The organism is Cyclobacterium sp. SOCE241, from assembly GCF_056867545.1.
This window is the reverse complement of the sequence record NZ_CP149779.1, coordinates 546,311-565,823: the sequence shown is the minus strand read 5'-3', so window position 1 is coordinate 565,823 and position 19,513 is coordinate 546,311. Positions and strand designations below refer to the sequence as shown.

General features: G+C 38.0%; 17 protein-coding genes. 10 read left to right on the top strand and 7 right to left on the bottom strand.

All coding sequences use genetic code 11. From position 1 onward, the window contains the following. Positions 1-114 precede the first annotated feature (114 nt). A complete protein-coding gene (locus WG932_RS02640; RefSeq protein ID WP_483086851.1) occupies positions 115-1,707 on the bottom strand; it encodes an aminotransferase class V-fold PLP-dependent enzyme in 1,593 nt (530 codons plus the stop codon). A 364-nt stretch (positions 1,708-2,071) separates the two neighbouring features. On the opposite strand from WG932_RS02640, the gene WG932_RS02635 reads away from it, so the two are divergent. From WG932_RS02635 to WG932_RS02625, 3 genes are all read left to right on the top strand, one after another. Next, entirely contained in the window at positions 2,072-2,680 is a 609-nt protein-coding gene (locus WG932_RS02635; RefSeq protein WP_483086850.1) for a Uma2 family endonuclease, read from the top strand. Positions 2,681-2,837: 157 nt separating this feature from the next. Then, complete coding sequence (locus WG932_RS02630) at positions 2,838-4,448, top strand: heparinase II/III domain-containing protein (protein WP_483086849.1); 1,611 nt, start codon at positions 2,838-2,840, stop codon at positions 4,446-4,448. Beyond that, positions 4,445-4,702 carry a hypothetical protein gene (locus WG932_RS02625; RefSeq protein WP_483086848.1) on the top strand — a complete coding sequence of 86 codons (258 nt, stop codon included), beginning with the start codon at positions 4,445-4,447 and terminating at the stop codon, positions 4,700-4,702. The genes WG932_RS02630 and WG932_RS02625 overlap by 4 nt, the downstream gene beginning before the upstream one ends. Positions 4,703-4,765: 63 nt before the next feature. Here WG932_RS02625 and WG932_RS02620 read toward each other — a convergent pair whose 3' ends face one another. The 6 genes from WG932_RS02620 to WG932_RS02595 all read right to left on the bottom strand — a co-directional run bounded on the left by WG932_RS02620 (position 4,766) and on the right by WG932_RS02595 (position 13,451). Continuing rightward, a complete protein-coding gene (locus WG932_RS02620) occupies positions 4,766-5,893 on the bottom strand; it encodes a hypothetical protein (protein ID WP_483086847.1) in 1,128 nt (375 codons plus the stop codon). Between the two features lie 16 nt (positions 5,894-5,909). After that, positions 5,910-7,298, bottom strand: coding sequence for an FAD-dependent oxidoreductase (locus WG932_RS02615; protein WP_483086846.1), 1,389 nt, complete (start codon positions 7,296-7,298; stop codon positions 5,910-5,912). Positions 7,299-7,417: 119 nt separating this feature from the next. Next, a complete protein-coding gene (locus WG932_RS02610; RefSeq protein ID WP_483086845.1) occupies positions 7,418-8,866 on the bottom strand; it encodes a RagB/SusD family nutrient uptake outer membrane protein in 1,449 nt (482 codons plus the stop codon). 42 nt (positions 8,867-8,908) lie between these two features. Beyond that, complete coding sequence (locus WG932_RS02605; RefSeq protein ID WP_483086844.1) at positions 8,909-12,133, bottom strand: SusC/RagA family TonB-linked outer membrane protein; 3,225 nt, start codon at positions 12,131-12,133, stop codon at positions 8,909-8,911. Positions 12,134-12,370: 237 nt separating this feature from the next. Further along, entirely contained in the window at positions 12,371-13,174 is an 804-nt protein-coding gene (locus WG932_RS02600; RefSeq protein ID WP_483086843.1) for a FecR family protein, read from the bottom strand. 127 nt (positions 13,175-13,301) lie between these two features. Further along, entirely contained in the window at positions 13,302-13,451 is a 150-nt protein-coding gene (locus WG932_RS02595; protein WP_483086842.1) for a hypothetical protein, read from the bottom strand. Positions 13,452-13,930: 479 nt separating this feature from the next. Between WG932_RS02595 and WG932_RS02590 the strand changes: the two genes are divergently transcribed. The 7 genes from WG932_RS02590 (at position 13,931) to WG932_RS02560 (ending at position 19,431) form a co-directional block, all read left to right on the top strand. After that, positions 13,931-14,542, top strand: a complete 612-nt coding sequence (locus WG932_RS02590; RefSeq protein WP_014021882.1) for an RNA polymerase sigma factor — start codon at positions 13,931-13,933, stop codon at positions 14,540-14,542. Positions 14,543-14,600: 58 nt separating this feature from the next. After that, a complete protein-coding gene (locus WG932_RS02585; protein WP_483086841.1) occupies positions 14,601-14,885 on the top strand; it encodes a hypothetical protein in 285 nt (94 codons plus the stop codon). A gap of 32 nt (positions 14,886-14,917) precedes the next feature. Next, positions 14,918-15,160 (top strand): hypothetical protein, encoded by a 243-nt coding sequence (locus tag WG932_RS02580; protein ID WP_483086840.1) that lies wholly within the window; start codon positions 14,918-14,920, stop codon positions 15,158-15,160. After that, on the top strand, positions 15,091-15,654 hold the full coding sequence (locus WG932_RS02575) for a FecR family protein (RefSeq protein WP_483086839.1): 564 nt from the start codon (positions 15,091-15,093) through the stop codon (positions 15,652-15,654). The genes WG932_RS02580 and WG932_RS02575 overlap by 70 nt, the downstream gene beginning before the upstream one ends. A gap of 155 nt (positions 15,655-15,809) precedes the next feature. Beyond that, positions 15,810-16,490 (top strand): carboxypeptidase-like regulatory domain-containing protein, encoded by a 681-nt coding sequence (locus tag WG932_RS02570; protein ID WP_483086838.1) that lies wholly within the window; start codon positions 15,810-15,812, stop codon positions 16,488-16,490. Positions 16,491-16,498: 8 nt separating this feature from the next. Beyond that, a complete protein-coding gene (locus WG932_RS02565; protein WP_483088560.1) occupies positions 16,499-19,204 on the top strand; it encodes a SusC/RagA family TonB-linked outer membrane protein in 2,706 nt (901 codons plus the stop codon). 38 nt (positions 19,205-19,242) lie between these two features. Then, positions 19,243-19,431 (top strand): hypothetical protein, encoded by a 189-nt coding sequence (locus WG932_RS02560; protein WP_483086837.1) that lies wholly within the window; start codon positions 19,243-19,245, stop codon positions 19,429-19,431. Positions 19,432-19,513: the final 82 nt, after the last annotated feature.

The following is a 19,513-nucleotide window of genomic DNA, read 5'->3' as shown; positions in this document are numbered from 1 at the left end:
AATAAAAACAAAGCACCAAATTTTTTATGGAAGTAATTTAGGAAATATTTCACCATGACTCCTTCCATAATTAATTCCTTTAGTATTAACCACTTTCTACAAAACTGCTGGATTTTAATATTTTCTCCGTTTTGCTTTCCATTCTGCCCTGCCGTATTCACCCAAACTCAATATACCGTCCATATTATTGTTATTCGCTACTCCAGTAAATTGAAAATTAAGGCGCACACCTTGCTTTGTATAAGAACTTCGTATCAAAATATCATTACCATAAAGCGTACCTGTTAGCTCACGAGGTCCGAAACTAGCATGGTGGGTACCAAAAATTTCATTTCCTCTTTGTTCAAGCATGAAAGTTTGGTTCACAATGCTCGCGACGAATTGTATCTCTAAGTCCCAAAGGCCACCTAAGTTAAAAGCAGCAGGACCACTAGGCTTTTGCATCTTTGGTGGATTGGAAAGCAAGTCATAAACGCTTTTGGCAATTACCTTCTCCTCGCCTGCCATAAGTTGGGAAGGGTTAATCCGTATGTTAGGCTCCATATTTGGAGGGAAAGGAAGGTAACTCCCAGCACCGCTGACAGCAATTCGGGGATTGTTTTCCCACAAAAGTTCTTCAACATCTTCTCCTGTGAGTGGAATTAAAGAAATATCCCATTTTACATGAAGAGAAGGTGATCGATTAGATCTTCCTTTTGGGAGAAGAATCTCTGTCTTCACCCCAGGAACCTGCTCCAAACGATGGGAGATGTAATTGGCCCACGAAATCCACATCCTCCACTCTTCTGTATGATCCCGTTTTTTCCACATTTCTACTGCTGTCAGCATCCCCATTATCTCCTCTCGTCCCACCTTAAACCCACGTCCAAAACCATGGTGGGGCGCACTTGTGATCCAAGAAGCTTGGACCAAGTCTTTGCGTCCTATCAATAAGCCGGCACATTGTGGACCTCGTAAATATTTACCTCCACTATAAGCAACCATATCTGCCCCTTGGGCTATATGTGGATTTGGGACTTCTAGTCCCTCAGCCGCTGCATCCACAAGGATTGGCACGTTAAGTGGCTTGGCCAGAGCCGAGATTATTTTCAGCGAGAGAGGCCCGTCCTCAGATGCACCACTTGCTAAGACCATAATCATAGCTGTTCGGGGACCCAAGGCAGCTTTTAATTCTTCTGGGCTATTTACCTCGATCATTCTCACTCCCACCGCCTTTGCTGCAGCATCATAGGCCGATCGAGAATATGAAGGAATAATCACTTCATCCTTCATTCCATCCAGATTGGGGATTTGCCAAATCTTATCAGGGTCGCCTCCTGTCACACAACCGGCTGTCGCAATAGATATTGCAGCGGATGCACCTGAAGAAACCACGCCCCATTCCGCCCCTGTTATTTCTGCTAGGCGAAGTCCTACTCCATTCATCAGTTCATCAATTTGAACAAAGTCCTTCACCGCTTCGTCCATCGCCACCTGTACTTCAGGCAAGACCCGAGTTGCACCAACGACAGTAACAGTGCCTCGGGCATTAATCAGTGGCCGTACTCCAATCGAGTCATATATGCTTTTGCCAAGAGCCTTTTTACTTGGGGACACAGTAGTGGTAGGCATTGACCTGGCACTATTTGTACCCAGAAGTGCTCCTAAAAACAGACCTCCAAATGGCAGGCTTGATAAAATATTTATTACTTTTCTTCTGCTAATCATGATCAATTTTTTTCAAAATAAAAGGTAATAGTATATAATTAGATTTTTGTCCGAATTAGAATTTAATTTTAATTCTCATGGATGAATAATTTAGCATTGATGTATGAGGAAGATGTAAACCAATGAACGCACCCTGAATCACCAAAATTCTATCGATTATTTAACCGAAGATATTTAACTGAAAGATCAACGCTACCTTCAAAGACAATAAGCACAAATATTTCCAGTCTCTCTAAAATCCATTTTTTTCTTCCGGTAACTTTTTTCCTTGATTTTCTTTTGGTCTCAAGGTTCAAGCATACTTTAACCCATAATTTAGAATACACTATCTCTAAAATAGTCCTAAAATCAGTATATTTATAGTATGGAAGTCAAAAAACCGGATAATGTCAATGAACCGGATTTGGAATATGGGAATTATTCCTATGCCGATTACCTGAAATGGCAGATGGAGGAAGTGGTCGAACTGGTCAAAGGGAAAGCCTTTAAAAAAGCTGCTGTTGCCCCAAAACGTATCCATCAGCAAATTTCAATAAAGTTGGCTGCTAAACTCTATTACTTTTTGGAAGACAAATCATGTCAAGTTTACGATGCACCCTTCGATGTGCGTTTTCCAAAAGCATCCAGAGCAGATCATTTAATACATGATGTGGTTCAGCCGGATATCTGCGTGATTTGTGATCGGGAAAAATTGGATGACAGAGGCTGCATAGGAGCCCCAGATTTGATTGTTGAAATTCTATCCCCTAGCAACAGTAAAACCGAATTGAAGCATAAGTTTAAGCTTTATGAGTCCAATGGAGTTCAGGAATATTGGATCATACATGCTGAAACCCAGGATTTGTTAATCTATAGTCTTTCTAACGGAAAATATGTCCCCTCCCTTTTGCTTACCTCCGGAGATGTGGCAGAGTCAAAGGTGATCCAAGGGTTTAAACTGGACTTAGAGGAGTTTTTTGGGGATATAGATTAGTATTTAGAACCAATAGTAAGGTGAAGCTTTCCGTTCAATTCTATTAATTTTTATAGAATTTCTTTTTGGGTAAGGAATCTTTCTTGAATTATACAACTATTTAAGCATAACTGTCTTGAAATATTTACATCAATTATTGTTTATAATAAGCCTTCTTATGGTTACATTAAGGAGCGACCTGGCTTATGCTCAGCTGTCACAAAACAATGCTAATCAATCGTATCAACTCAATAACCCTATATCGGTACCGTATCTGAAAAAGAATCTTCAGAAAGCCCAACCTAGATTAGTTTTAAATCAAGCAACTGAAAAAAGGCTAAGAGAAAAGCTTCAAACCGATCCCCTTATTCAGCATATTTATCAAGCCATCAAGTACAATGCTGCATCAGTACTGGCATTGGATTTAATTACAGTTGACATCCCAGATAATCCCCGATCTCAACAAAACCAGCTTGGTATTTCTAGAGATTTCCTCTATCGAATAAACATGTTAGGAATGGTCTATTTCGTAGAAAAGAATCCTGATATTTTGCAAAGGTTAAATGAAGAAGTGATTGCTGCCTGTAATTTCCCTACTTGGAACCCAAAGCATTTTCTTGATGTAGGAGAAATGTCATTGGCCATTGCTCTGGCACTAGACTGGACCGCAGGGAAATTACCCAAATCAACCATCTCTTTGGCGAAAAAGTCATTGATAGAAAAGGGTATTATGCCTAGTTGGCCTGAAAATGGGGAGACCCCTAGGTGGGTCAATGGTACCAATAACTGGAATCAGGTTTGTAATGCGGGAATGATTGCAGCCTCCATAGCCATTGCTGAGGAAAACCCGGAATTGGCAGCAAAAACCATGAAAAGATCAATCGAAGGCATGAACCATGCACTTGCAGCATATGCTCCGGATGGTGCTTATCCTGAAGGCGCTACCTACTGGGGTTATGGGACAATGTTTTCAGCAGTAACTGCAGCGATGCTTGAGAGCGCTTTTGGAACAGATTTTGGAATAGGTGACTATCCGGGCTTTAAAGAGAGCGCAAATTTCGGACTTTTAACCACAGCACCTTCCAAACTATTATACAATTATGCAGATAGTCCGGATGTACCGGAGCTATATACCGATTTTACCTTGAGTTGGTTTGCCTCCAAAACAGGAGATAGAAACTACTTGAATACTAAAAGATTTATGCAAACTCCTGATGAGATAGGGAAAATCTCTCGCCTGGCAGGAGCAGGCTTGGTTTGGACAGCACAGTTCGAAGAAAAGGAATCAGGACTTGTTCAAAGTGCCTGGAAAGGTGAAGGAGCAAACCCAATTGTGATTTTTACCGGTCAGGGGGAGAATAAAGAAGGGTATTATTTTGGCGGAAAAGGGGGGCGAGGATCGATAAGCCATGGAAATATGGATGCCGGTTCTTTTATTTTTGAATTAAATGGTGTTCGATGGGTGATCGACCCGGGCAACCAGAGCTATGGGGTGCTGTCGAGAGCCGGTTTCGATTTATGGAATAGGTGTCAGGAATGTGACAGATGGAAATTACTTACAAAGAATAATTTTGGACATAGTACAATCTCGGTAGATAATAAGCGGCACATAGTTGATGGTTTGGCAACTTTGGTAGACTTTAAAGGTGGGAAAAACCTGAAGCCACTTTTGACCTTACGCCGACTTTTGCAGGTCAACTTAAAAGCGCTGCTAGGAAGTTTATTAAAGATAGCCCAAGATCAATTATCATCGAAGACCAAATTGAAACCAACGATGCTACAAAATTGATCACCTGGCAACTTATGACGCAGGCCGATATTGAGTTAGTAGATGGTGGAGCTGTTTTGACTCAGGATGGCAAAACCCTCAAATTGGAAAACCTATCCCATCCTGAGTTTAACTTGTCTATTGTCTCACTTGATCCGGCTCCACTTGAATTGGACAAGCAAATTGAAAACCTAAAAAGAATTGAGCTAAGAATTCCTTCGTGGGTTTTAGAAGAAAATAAAGGGGAAATAAAAGTGCGTTTGTCTGGGGAATAGCATGAATACAGCATACTTAGGTTATTGTACTCATTGAGAAAATTATAATATGAAATTTTATTGCTAAGGATTCGGAACATTTTCTAAAAATTGCTTTGCCTTTTGAGCCAAATAGTTGTTATCAGAATTGCTCAACAAACGAACTTTTTCCAAACTGGTGGCATCGTACATTTTCTGTTTTTGATATACCTCTAGGAGTAACACAATTAAAGGAACTTCTAAGTCAAGAATCGACTCATAAAAAAAGGTTTTTGTTTCCGGGTGAACATTAGGAGCTTCTTTAAACAAATCTAGTATCCATTTCTTTTTACCACTATCCATTTGCGGAAATAGGGCGATCAGATCCATTTGGAAAGATTGGGAAGATAAATTCTGTGGATTAATAGTTTGTATGGCTTTTTCAGAGAGACTATATTCACTGCTTTTTATAAACTCAAAAATCAATGGGTTTATTTTTGGGTATTGATCAAGCTTTCCTTCCAATTGCTCCAGAGTCCATAGAATATCTGAAAGATTTTCACTTTCTAATAGAAGTGTAATATAATTAGCATCAAAATTTTCAGTAGTCCATTCTTTAATCACTCCATTGGTTGGTCCATATATCAAGTGCCATAATTTGTAAGTTGTGAAAGCAGCACCTTCAACCACATAGTCAAGAATAAATTTAGAGGTAGCACTCGACACAGCATCAATCTCTTTTACCTCATATTGGCTATCAGAATATTCTTCTTTAGATCCTTCCATCACAATCTCATTGTAGGAATATTCTCCCAAAGGAAGGAATGGATCTGCTAGTAATGAATGGAGTTTGATATACTCTTCCGCTGTAAATGGTTCATGATCATGTTTACTAAGGTGTTCTTTTTCAGGCAATTCAAAACCTAAATACCTTCCTGTAGGGTTCCAATATACAATTACATCAAGTAACCTACATTCTCCATCAAAGCAAACACTTGTGACGACATTTCGAGAGTAAAATACCGGATCGCCTTGAACGGATAAATGTCCATAAAGCGTGTCCATTGAGATCTCCTCTTCAAAATCAATTAGTCTTTTATCAACTTTAACAGCCTCAATTGTTAATGTTTTGTCTTGGAAGTAATGTATGGTTCCCGTATTGGAAACGGGAACCATACCAATAATGAACGCAGCAATAATTATTAGAAAATGTTGCTTTGTGACTTTAAACATCGATTTTATTAGCTTTCTAAGATGCTACAGAGGGAACAATGGCACCATGGTTTCTTAAAATTTGTCTTACCTCTTCCAATGAAACATCAGCAGGAGAAACATTTCGTCGGCATGCAACCGATGCTGTTGCTCCTGCAACCTGCCCCATGCCCATACTTGAGGCTTGAACCCTCAGGGCAGAATTGGCTAACCTGTCACTAGACAAACACCTGCCGGCAACCATAAAGTTCTTGCTGTTTTTGGGAATCAAAGCCCTTAAAGGTACAGTTGCAACCACCCCATCACTTAGTTGTTTTGGAGTAACACCATGTTCTATTATATGCAAATCTATCGGGTAATAAGAATAAGAAAGTGAATCCTCAAATACTTTTCCTGAAGTATAATCCTCGTGTGTGATTTGATACAAACCATCTATCCTATAAGTTTCTCTGATACCGATTTCTGTGCGCATGTCCTCAATTACAATATTCTCGCACCCAGGCAAGCCCCTTAAAAATTTTAGGTGTTTTAGAAGTGAACTTCTTGCTTGAATATTAGCGACAGTATGAGACTCAGAGGTTGTGGAGTCTGCGCCTCTTATATGTTGAATATTATCGCCTTTGGTACTTAGAAGGCCAACTATATTGCCTCGAAACTCTTCTCTGACCAATTGTCCACGATCTATAGCCTCTTCATATTCCCTTTTAATCATATCCAAATCCAAGGCTTCCATGTCATAGCCTCCCAACCTAAATATTAGGGTTCCTGGCTGAGTTTCAGATTCTCTTAACAGGTCAAACCCAGCAATATTTGCAGCAATTGCGTTCCCTGAACAATCAATGATTTGCTTGCATTTTATTTTGGTAGTAATCCCTTTACCAACGGTCTCCATTTCCCAGAATCCATTCTTAAACGCTATCCTAGTAGGTGTTTCATAATAGCGCAAATCAACTCCAGCTTCTACGCATTTTTGTTCTATTAATATGGAATACAGAGGACCGTTTAATCTCACTTGATGTTTCCAATGCCATCGGCCGTGAGGGACAGAAAAATTGGGTAAAGTATCTCCATTTAAAGCCACAGCTTCCTGTACCATTTCCCAACCAATACCACCAATAATCTGCTTCCCCCAAGCAAAGAAAATACCAGGAAAAGCCACTCCAGCGGTAGTAGTGGTACCACCAAGCTGGCTAACGCACTCGATTAGGGTTACTTTTTGACCTTCTCGGCCAGCTTGAATCGCTGCCACTGCACCAGCGGTACCACCTCCTACTACTACAATATCCGTTATTATATTTTTTGAACAACCTTGTAAGGTTCCTTTAATACATCTCCTTTTGCAAAGGGCGAAGTAGCCACACCTAGGGAAAGTGTTCCCATGGTGGCTATCATATCTCTTCTTTTCATAATTCTTTTTTATTACCAATCCGAATTATTTAAATAATCCACTATCAAAATATGTCATCGCCTTTTTAGAATGTTCTCCATCCATTAAATTAATAGCTTCAATAACATTCGGCTTGGTTATCTTATTTATTAAACTGGTTAATAACCCGGATTTTGATCCGTATCCGGATCCAGAGCCCCATTAAAGTTCAACTCGGATAATGGAATTGGCCATAAATAATGGGCGTCTGCTATGGTAATGCCTTTATTTTTCATTACCATTTCCTGTGCTCTTCCTACCCTTTTCAAATCTAACCAACGCTTACCTTCGAAGATAAACTCGTAAGCTCTTTCTTGTAATAAGGCATCAAGGAATTCTGTAATTTCACCCGAGGAGAAAGAATAATCAACTTCCGATGGTGAATCAATGGCTAAGCCATAAGCTCTTCTTTTTATTTTATTTAAGGCTTCTAAGGCTTCAGCAGTTACTGCATTGGCATTTCTAGCTGAAGATTCAGCAAAAATTAAAAGCACTTCAGCATACCTATATATTGGCAAATCATTTCCTCCATCACTCCTTCCAACAGCATCCAGCTCCATGTACTTATTACTTACCAAGGTATTTGGTCCCAAGCCAAAATCAACTTTGTCCCAAAGTTCTTTTCTTAAATCACCATCCTCCCAATTGATATAGAAAGGGTTAGAAGCATCGCTATAATGCGCGTAAGCCCCTCCAAAATTAAAATAACCGGTACTAGGATGATTCAATATAAATAACATGAAGTTTCCCTGTCCAATTTCCCTTGAATATTTAAAATAAAATACTTCTTCTGTGCTAGTAACCAGATCCGAACCGAAAATATCGGTACGGATGTCATTGGCTTCATTTATTTCTACCAAAGAATAATTGTTTGAATCAATAACTTCTTTGCTTTTCGCCATTGCCTTATCATAATTGCCTAAGGTCAAATGAACATCAGCCAGTAAAGTTTTGGCAGCATATATTGTAGGCCTTCCAATAAGGCTAGCAGTAGCATTAAGGTGCATTTCAGCATATTCAAGGTCTGATAAGATTAAATCATAAACATCACTAACAGAACTTTTTGGCAAGTCAATTTCCAACATATTATCCTCTGTTCTTAAGGGTACACCGGCCCAATTTCTTACCAGGTCAAAATAACTCAATGCTCTAAGAAACTTTGCTTCAGCAATAAAATAATTGATCTCTTCTTCACTAATATCATTCCCATTTGGCGCATTATAAATGACCAAATTGGCATTTCTTATGGCTTGATAGAAAGAATTCCATCTGGATCCTGCCGTATTGATATTTGTAGCATTTAACCCGGAAAAATCATTGTATTGGGCACGGCTTCCTCTACCATATCCCCAATCTGTATGTGCATCTAATATGGCAATCTGCTCTGCTCTGGTAGAACGCAAAGGTGAATAAATCGCATTTACAGCGGTCTCTACTTCCTCAGCCGTATTGTAAAAGTTTTCTACAGCAACAGTTTTAGGTTGTTCCAGTAATAAGTCCTCACAACTTATTAATAACAAGAGGAATACCGGAAGAATATATAATTGTATGGTTGTTATCCTTTTCATCTTTTTTCACTTTTGGTTGAATATTTGTTTTCACTACCCTGTTTAAAAACCCAATCTTACCCCCATTGTGAGGGATTTAGGAATAGGATAACTATAATGGTCTATTCCTAGTTGGGTACCTGCACCCCTAGAATTAACTTCAGGGTCCCACCAAGAGTAACCAGTCAAAGTGATGAAATTTTGAGCACTCACATAAACCTGCGCGCTATTAAGTGATTTTTTGAACAGAAGAGAAGCAGGTAGGTTGTAGGCCAGCTGAATATTTTTAAACCTTAAATAAGCCCCATCTTCAATAAACCTATCTGAAACTCTAACCTCGGTATTTCTGCTGATCAAAGGGTATTTAGCAGTAGTATTTTCAGGTGTCCAGTGATCATACAAGACTTCTTTTGGCATGTTCATACCCTGCCCAAAATCCATTGAGCTGGTAATTGAACTTACATTAAAAATATCATTTCCATAGGATCCTTGAAGGAAAAAACTAAATTCAAAGTTTTTGTAATTCATAGTGGAATTAAACCCATAGATAAAATCAGGGTTAGGATCACCAATATAAGTTTTATCATTTTCGTTAATGATACCATTGTCATCTTGATCGACAAAATTGATGTTACCATTTTCATCATAACCATCTTCCTGATAGCCCCAAAATTGACCTATAGGTCTTCCTTCTCTAAGGATGGTAACATTATCACCAACTACCAACACACTAACATAGGCGCCTAATATATCCTCGCCATTATGTAGGCTTACTACCTTATTTTGGTTAAAGGAAATATTACCAAAAACGTCCCATTTAAAGTCACCTGTCATAACTTTTCCATCCAAACTGAACTCCACTCCTTTATTTTGAACCTTTCCAACGTTTTGTATTGTAGTAGTGAATCCTAAAGAACTTGGAAGCCTAACTGTATTAAGTAAGTCACGGGTATTTTTAATATAATAATCTGCATTAAACAAAATTCTGTCATCCATAAACCCAATATCTATTCCAACATCAATTTGCTCAGTGGTTTCCCATTTTAAGTTGCCAGGCAAGACTGTACTAGGTGCAAAAGTGTTGAATAAACTATTTTGAAATACTGTATTTCCAGGGCTTAATTGGTTCAGCGTTGCATAAGGAGAAATTGCCTGACTACCGGTAAGCCCCCAACTAGTTCTAACCTTTAAATCTGAAAGCCAGTTACTATTTTCAACAAATGACTCCTTGAATACGCGGTAAGCAAAGGCTCCTGACGGAAAATAACCCCATTTGTTTCCTGGACTATACTTGGAAGAGCCATCCGTCCTAAAACTAAAAGTGAATAAAAACCTGTCGTCAAATGTGTAATTAACCCTACCTAGATAGGAAATCAATACAGAATTTGAATACCCGCTGCTCGGAATTCCCGGTGTACTTGCCGCCTGAAGACTGTAGGTTTCAAAGGAGTCACTTAAAAACCCAACCCCGCTTCCACTTAAATAAGTAGAGGTAAAATCTTGGTAAGTAAATCCAAGCAAGGCATTTAATTGGTGCTTGCTCGCAAAGGTTTTGTCATAACTTAGGGTGTTTTCACTTAAAAGACTTCTAAATTGACTTGTATTTACACTCGCTCTACCATCAGAGTTAAAGAAATTTCTAGAGGTGTAAGCATCCGTTCTGTCATCTCTGTTTTCAATTCCTCCAGAAATTTTTAATGTCAGATCTGGAATGGGTTTGTATACAAAAGCCATATTGGTCAAAACAATATTTGCCTTCACAATACTCATCTGTTCATTGAGGAAATTGAGCGGATTGATAATATCTGGAGCAATAAATGGATATTCATTTCCTAATACATTATAACTACCATCTTCATTATAAGGTTGAGAGATTGGTGCAGCAGACAATGCAGCCCCAATCATAGAATTACCACGTGAACCCCCTCCACTGTCCCTTCTTTCCGTTTTAAGGTGGGTAAGGTTACTATTAAAAAGTAAAGCTATCTTATCACTAACAGTATGATTGATGTTTGCTCTAAGGGAGTACCTATCGTAATCACTTCCTTTAATTATACCATCCTGACCAAAAAAACTTCCCGAAATAGAATATTTAGTTTTAGGACTTCCTCCACTAACATTTAAAGATGTGGACAATATCGGAGCCTTAGTAAAAATTAAATTTTGCCAATCAAACCCCTGACCAAAATTAGCAACCTCCTGTTCAGTAAAATACAAAGGAATATTATCATTGGTAGCTTGAATATTCTGGATTTGAGCATACTCACTGCCATTCATTAGGTCCAAAGTATTGCGAATGGATTGTGTACTATAACTTGTTTCGAAATCAACTTTAGAAGTACCTTCTTTTCCTTGCTTGGTGGTAATCAGCACAACTCCGTTGGCTCCTCTGGAGCCATATATAGCCGTTGCAGAAGCATCTTTTAAAACTTCTATACTTTCAATATCAAAGTTGTTTAAATTTGTAGGGTTACCCGAAAAAGGAAATCCATCGACCACGTATAATGGTTCATTGCCCCCTTGGATGGAATTAGTACCCCGAATTCTAACACTAATACCAGCTCCGGGAGCACCACTATTCTGGATAATTTGAACCCCTGCTGCTCTACCAGCCATCGCTTGCATAACATTCGATGTTGGGAAAGCATTAATTTCGTCTGATTTTACACTCGATACTGAGCCTGTTAAATCACTCTTTTTGACCGTTCCATAACCAACCACAACCACCTCTTCTAGATCGTTATTGTCTGGCTCCATGATAATGTTAAATTGGGTTTGGTTGGCTATAGATACATTCTTAGTTTTGAAACCAATAAATGAAATCACCAGAGTAGCTCCTTCTTCAACCTCAATTGAGAAATTTCCATCTAAATCTGTAACAGTTCCATTTGAGCTATTAGCAATTGTTACTGTTGCCCCGGGTAAAGGATCGCCATTTTCATCTGTCACGACGCCCTTAACAATTATTTGTTCCAAAACTTCTTCAACTAGAGCCGTTTTATGGTCCATTTTCTTAACATGGATGTTGCTATTTACCTGTTTGAAACTGAGATCCGTTTGAGCAGCAATGGCAGACAATAGAAAGTAAAGGCTTTCTCCTTTACTTTCTACATTGATTAACTGACTGTTCTCGATTTCCCTAGAGGCGAAAACAAAATTGTAATCCGTTAGCTTTTCTAACCTTTTAAAGGCTTCTTTTACCTTTACATCTCTTAAAGAAAGGTATACGGATACCTCCTCTATGCTTTTAACTTGGGCATTTCCATTAAAAGCTAGAAGGAAACTCATGCTCAAACACTGAAGAGTGAAGGCTATTGTAAATAATTTGGTCATGTAGATAACATGCTTAAGTAGGCATTTATTCATATCTTTACATCGTTTGTTTAGAAATTCGATTAAATAAACATTTTCGGAAAAAGGATGGCAGTCCTAGTTCCGGTTTCATTGAAGGTCATAAATGTTGGCGCATTTATGGCCTTTTTTAAATTTTAGACATTACATAGGCATACTAAATTTAGTGGAACTTTAAAGTCGCTTTATTTTTTCTAATTTGTATTCAAACCTTGCAGAATGACTTAATCCTTCAAGAACATTCTCTAAACTCTGGTCCTTAAACCTGCCTGATATTTCTAAATCTGAAGCTGGACGATTAATAAAATCAATATTTACTCCATACCAATTTTCAAGAACTCTCTTTATTTCAAACATAGACACTTCATCAAAAATGATCACCTTTCTTGTCCATCCAAGTAACTTTTCGGAATCAAAGGATAAACTTTTAATCTCATCCTTAGAAAGGTCTATTTCCAAGCCTTGTCCTTTTTCAAGATTGAGGCGTCGGGATTCATTTAATTTAATATCTACAGCCACTTTACCTGATATTAAAGCGATATCCAGTGGTTCATCGTCATAGGAGGAAATATGGAAGGTTGTTCCAAGTGCTGTGGTTGTCACTGCCCCGGTTTTTACACTAAATGGCCTCGATGTGTCTTCCGCCACTTCGAAATAGGCTTCCCCTGTGAGTTCCAATACACGTCGATTACTTTCGAAATTTTTTATATATCTTAAGGTACTTCCGGAGTTTAGTATCACTTTGGAGCCATCCTGAAGGGATAGGTTGGCCTTGACTCCGGGAGGGGCATAATGTTCAAGCATTTCCACCTCCTCTACAATTTCCGTATCATTCACACTAGGTAGATAAATATTAACCAAAATTGCCAGAAAAAAAATGATGGCTAAAATTCCAACCAAACGGTAAAATTGAGAAATTACCCTAGTGTTTTTAGTTCTCTTATCTCTAAACTTGAGAACAGTGCTAACAGCGTTCAAAGGAACAGTATTTTTATTTTTTCCTTAACCACCGTTTTTCCAATAGCCTGTTCTATATTACTCCAAGTTTCTTCAATTTTATCAGAAGATACCTTAGAAGAATTTCTTGACATATTTGCTACTATTTTTATTGCAATAGCAATGTCCTCCCTTTTTTTGGGTTTTCATTCAGGTATTTTTCCCAATATTTTTTCGTTTGGGCATCAGGGTTAAGCACCCATTTTTGAAATTCCGGGTCCAAAACAAAGTCGGCTATCTTATAATCTCGCTTACACATAGTAAAGTGTTTCAATTAAAGGAGACAAAAACATAGAAAAGTTATCCTCTTTAATAGAAAAAAAGTTAAAAGATTTTTTCTATGCCTATAAAACTTTTTAAAAAATGAACCATTGGCATAAAATTACAATATTTTTTACTAAGAGTTTTATTAAACTATATATTTAATTAATTTGAGGTTTAAATAGAATTTAATTCAACTGCGTTCATATGCTTTTGCATGGTTTCAAGCATAGAATATCACCTTCCAATCCCAAGAAAAGAATATTATTAAAACGCTAATTGAAATTAAATACGCTGATTATCAATAATTTAATTCATATAGCTAAAAAATTACAAAAAAGGAAGGTTACATTTATAGATTATTCTGCTTTATATTTATATACCCAAATAGGATATTGTCAATAAAAGACCAGGCTTTACATTTTAGTCTAATTTTGAATTCTTTTAATGACGATTAACTGAAAAGAATAACCCAAAATGCCTGAAAAGAGAATCTCACCGGTCTACTTAGCCAAGGAAGAGCGTAATTCCTCGTTAACCAGTTCAATTTTTTCTTCAGAAACTGCTGCATGGGATGCGTTCAGGCAGGGCAATGAATCAGCATTTATCTTTATTTATGAATCCTATTTTGAGATACTGTATGCCTATGGATTCAGCATTGTATCAGACGCAAATTTGGTGAAAGATACCTTACAGGATTTATTTGTAGAGCTCAGAGAAAGAAGGAGAAATCTTGGTGCAACAGATGCCATAAAGTTCTACCTCTTTAAATGCCTGAAAAGAAAACTTATAAAGGAAGTGACCAAATGGCCGAGTAAAAGGGAACCCCTTGAAGTCTTGCCAATGGGATTCCAATTTACCCTTTCTTATGAAGCCCAACTGATAGACCGGCAATTGAGCGAAGAGAAAATTACTAAGTTAAATATTGCTGTGGCCGGGTTGAGTCCCAGACAAAGAGAAATTATCTATTACAGTTTTTATGAAGGATTTACTTATAGGCAGATCCAGGAAATGATGGGCTTGGAAAGTCAACAAGCCACCAGAAATTTGATGTATAAGGCCATGCAATACTTAAGAAAATGTATTTAGTCATTTCTGTTTGTCCATAATTATCTAGAAGAAACTAAGCACCTATATTTATTTATCTGTGAATACATTGAACAATATCGAAGACTTTTTAACCCATCCGGAGTTTGTCAGGTGGGTTAAAAAGCCTGATAAAGAACTAAATTCCTATTGGGACCAATGGCGCAAGGCCAATCCGGAACAATTGCCAACCATGCAATTGGCAAAAGAGTTGTTGCTGAGCACCACATTTCAACCTCCACATTCCCCTACAGGGTTAAAGCAGGAGGTACTTCAAGAAGTACTTAGGCAACGGAAAAAAAGGCTAATCGACCCGAAGTTAAAGAAAATAAGGAAAAGAAATTAGGATACCGATCTTTATGGAATAGACTGGGACAAATGAATAGAGTGGCGGCCATTCTCTTGATCACCTTAGCAATAGGCGGATCATTTGGCCCCATCTTCACAATTAATTTTATTGCCGAAGAGGAATTGGAAACAGTTGATACCGTCTTTAAGTATACCGGTTCGGGTGAGAAATTACAATTGACTTTAGGGGACGGAACCAAAGTATGGGTAAATTCCTCCAGCCAAATAGAATTTCCAAAAAATTCTCCAATAGCGAACGGATCGTCTATTTAAAGGGTGAGGCTTATTTTGAAGTCAAGAGAGATAGTTTAAGGCCTTTTAAAGTAAGTACGAATGGATTGACAACTATCGTTCTTGGTACCAGCTTCAATATCAATGCTAAAGTCCCAGGTAACATTCAGGTGTCACTCGTAAGTGGAAAAGTTAAAGTAAGCACTTCTCTCACCCAAACCTCCTTATCTCCTGGAGAGATGCTTGATTATAATAGTGCAAAGGGAACCTACGATGTAAAAGTATTTGATGCTAACGATATATTGGCATGGAAAGAAGGAATTTTAAAGTTCCATAAATCCACATTACCTCAAGTAAAGGCTGCGCTGGAAGAATGGTTTGGGGTTAAAATCAAATTACAAAACGCCGAGGGGATAGTTTGGGAGTTTTCCGGTACCTATCCTCAACAAACGCTTGAGGAAGTGCTGGAAAGTATGTCCTATATCAAGGGTTTTGATTATCGGATTAAGGATAAAGAAGCAATCATAAAATTCTGATCATATGAAACATGAAGACAGTTCATAAAAAAACCGTATAGGAGCTTGCTCCTACACGGCATCTTAAACAACCTGTCCATGGGAATCATTGGGGAATGCACCCCTGGCAGGCTGGGCTTACCAAAATCGAATATTTAATAAACCTAGGTAAAATTATGAAAAATAAATTACTAAAGACAATCATTATGTTGTCAAAAAGTTTTCTATATGGTTTCGTATTACAGACCCTTATGCTAAATCTGGTTATTGCCATGAATGCAAATGGGCAATACAAAACCATTGAAGAGGTCAGGGTCACTTTAACAGCGGATCAATTGACTCTTGATCGTTTTTTTAGGGAAGTGCAGCGACAGACACCTTTTAAGTTTTCATTTGAAAACAGAGACATGAAAAGGAATCTGGACCTTAGCTTTGCCAAAAAGGAAGGCTCCGTAATGGACTTTCTAAAAGAGGTATCCCTTCAGACGGAATTATCTTTTCGGCAAATCAACCATGGCATAGATGTGCTAAAAAAGGAAGGAAATGGGAAAGTCTTAATTTCCTCTCCTGACCCCATAACAGTAAGCGGAACCGTAACTGACGAAAATGGACAGCCTATTCCGGGAGTTACGGTATCTGTTCCGGGATCCTCCATAGGCACTGCCACCGATATTGATGGTAAATATTCATTACCTGTTCCGGAGGAGTCAAAACTCGTCTTTTCGTTTATAGGTTTCGCTAGCCAAACTGTTGAAGTTGGTACCCGGAGTGTCATCAATATTGTCTTAAGCGAAGATATGGCTTCTTTGGGCGAAGTAGTAGTGGTTGGATATGGATCCGTTAAAAAAGTGATTTAACCGGGTCGATTGCCTCAATTAAATCTGAAGAAATCAAAGGCCTACCTGTAAGGTCAATTGCTGAATCAATTCAGGGAAGAGTAGCAGGTGTTATGGTCAATAAAAGTAGTGGAAGACCGGGATCTGGATCTGAAATAATTATCAGAGGTGTAGGATCAATTAATGGTTTAAGTCCTCTATTTGTTGTAGATGGTGTGATTTCAGGTAACTCACCAACCTTCAATCCACGTGATGTAGAATCAATTGAAATTATTAAAGATGCCAGTGCAGCTGCAATTTATGGCGCCAGAGCTGCAGGTGGAGTGGTCTTAGTGACCACTAAAAGAGGATCTTTTGGTCAGAAAAATAAGATTCAGTTTACCTCCAATACAGGAGTTAGAAAAATCTCCAACACTTATAAAATGTTGGAAACAGATGATTACGTGAGGGCACGAAATGGAATTGGAGATGACTACGATCTGTGGGATAATCCGGACCTTCCAAATACTAATTGGTTTGACGAGTTATTTGAAACAGGCATGGAGCAGTCCTATTTACTTTCTCTGAGTGGTGGAAGTGATAAGATAAAGTATTACCTATCAAGCGGCTATGAAAGAGAAGAAGGTATTCAAAAGGGTAATTATTGGGAAAGGTATTCAATTAGACTAAATGCGGATTATGCAGTTTCAAAAAATGTAACACTAGGCCATCAACTTTATTTGGCTAAAATGCAACAGGATCCTTATACCATGGAATTACCTTGGAGAACATTACCCTATATGGATGTTTACAATGAAGATGGCACATTTGCCGCAGTACCTCCTGTTGTTGAATTTTCAGGAGGTAATCCGATAGCTGAATTGGGCTACAGACATTATAAAAGCCGGGATTTGTCAGTTAATAGTATTTTTTATATGAATTGGGAAATCACTCCAGGTCTAAATTTTAAAACAACAGGATCGGGTTCTTTTGCTTCCGGATATGATGATAATTTTAGTGAAGCAAATCTATTAAGAAGAGCTCAGACCAATGAAAACTACAGTAAGTCTTTGAACTATTCAGAGTCTTATATATTAAATTCAACGTTGACTTATGATCGTGTGTTTGGTGAAAAACACGACTTTAAAATAATGGGTGGCTATGAAGTAAGAAACTCTCATGGTGCCAGCTTAAGTTCTCAAGCAACAGGGTTTCCGGTTAGGGTAGCAGAGTCTTTTGCATTATCCACAAATAACAACAAGACAGCTAGCGGTGGGCTATCGTATGGTAGTTTTTTATCTCAATTTGGCAGGCTCAATTATATCTATGACAGCAAATATATTTTAACTGCAAATGTAAGAAGGGATGGCTCCCCAAAATTTGGACCTCAAAACAGATGGGGTGTATTCCCCTCTGTTTCAGCAGGTTGGAAAATAAATGAAGAGGACTTTTTCAATGCGGGTTTCTTTGACCTTTTAAAACCACGAATCAGTTGGGGGATACTCGGAAATGATAGTGCATTAGGCAACTTCTTGTATCAACCCTCCTATCAGCAGGTTACCATGCATAGTTTTGATGAAGTAAGCAGTATCGGGGGGTTCAATTCCATAAGAGTTGTAAATGAAAACATAAAATGGGAAGAGATTCATTCTACTAATATAGGAATTGACGTTGCCATGCTCAATGGTAAAATTACATTCAATGCTGATTACTACTGGAGAAATACCAAGGATATGATTTATAATTTATCCATTCCATTATCATCAGGTATAGGAAACGTTAATAGCAACCCTAGTTTAATGCCTGTTAATATTGGAAGTATATTGAACCAAGGATGGGAAATAAGTTCACAGTACCGAAATACCATAGGTGATTTAAAGTTTTCTATTGGTGCAAATCTATCTCACAATGAGAACAAAGTGCTTGATCTAGGTCTACCTACTGCCTACATATACAGTGGGGGTGCGTGGCCTCTCAGTTCAAACTCTCGGCCTTTCATTACTGAAAATGGACAACCTGTGGGTCAATTATATGGATTTATTGCGGATGGTATCATCCAAAGCCAAGAAGAAATTGACGGATTAAATCAGGCTGCATCTGATTTTGCAGGTCAACCGGCATTCTATAATCATCAATATACAGGACCTGGAGATTTAAGATTTCGCGATCTTGATGGTGATGGTCGAATTACCGCTGAAGACAGAACAGTAATTGGAAACCCATGGCCTAAATTCCAATATGGTTTTAACTTATATATGGAATGGAAAAGGTTTGACTTAAATGCAACCATTATAGGAATTGCCGGAAGGGATATAATGAATGATGTCAAAGCCTTTGAGCAAAATTTTCAGCAAGATTTCCAATCAACATATGATATATTTAATGCCTCCTATTTCTTGGATAATGGGTTAACCGATCAACCTAGATTAGGACTATTCGATCCATCAGGTACGGGTGCCTACATTGAAGATCCCAGTAAGAATTACCGTTACTACTCAACTTATTTAGTAGAGGATGGATCTTATCTAAAAATCAAAAACATTTCTGTTGGTTACTCTTTTCCTAAATCAATTCTTGATAGAGTTGGCATGGATAACCTAAGAATATATTTATCCGGTCAAAACCTTTTCACCTTTACCAAATTTTCGGGACTAGATCCTGAGTTTTCCAATGATGTCAAGAATCATGGGCAGTACAATATATCTACCTATCCTCAGACCCAGTTGATTTCATTTGGATTAGAATTAGGTATATAAGAAACATTAAGACTTTATAAATATTAAATCAATTAGATATGAAATATTTAAATAAAAGATATTGGTTACTGGTAATAGTAATATCTTACTCACTTATCGGATGTCAAGATTATTTGGAACTTGAAGACAATACTTCAATTTCCGCGGGTTCTTTTCCCACCACATTGGAACATGTGGATCTATTAGTCGCTTCTACTTACGGTGCTCAGCATGATTGGGGTTTTTAGGTCATTATTGGCATGGATACGGAATTTATTGTTTTGACCACACGATAGATTTTCAATGGAAAGGGACCGAGAGCTGGATTGG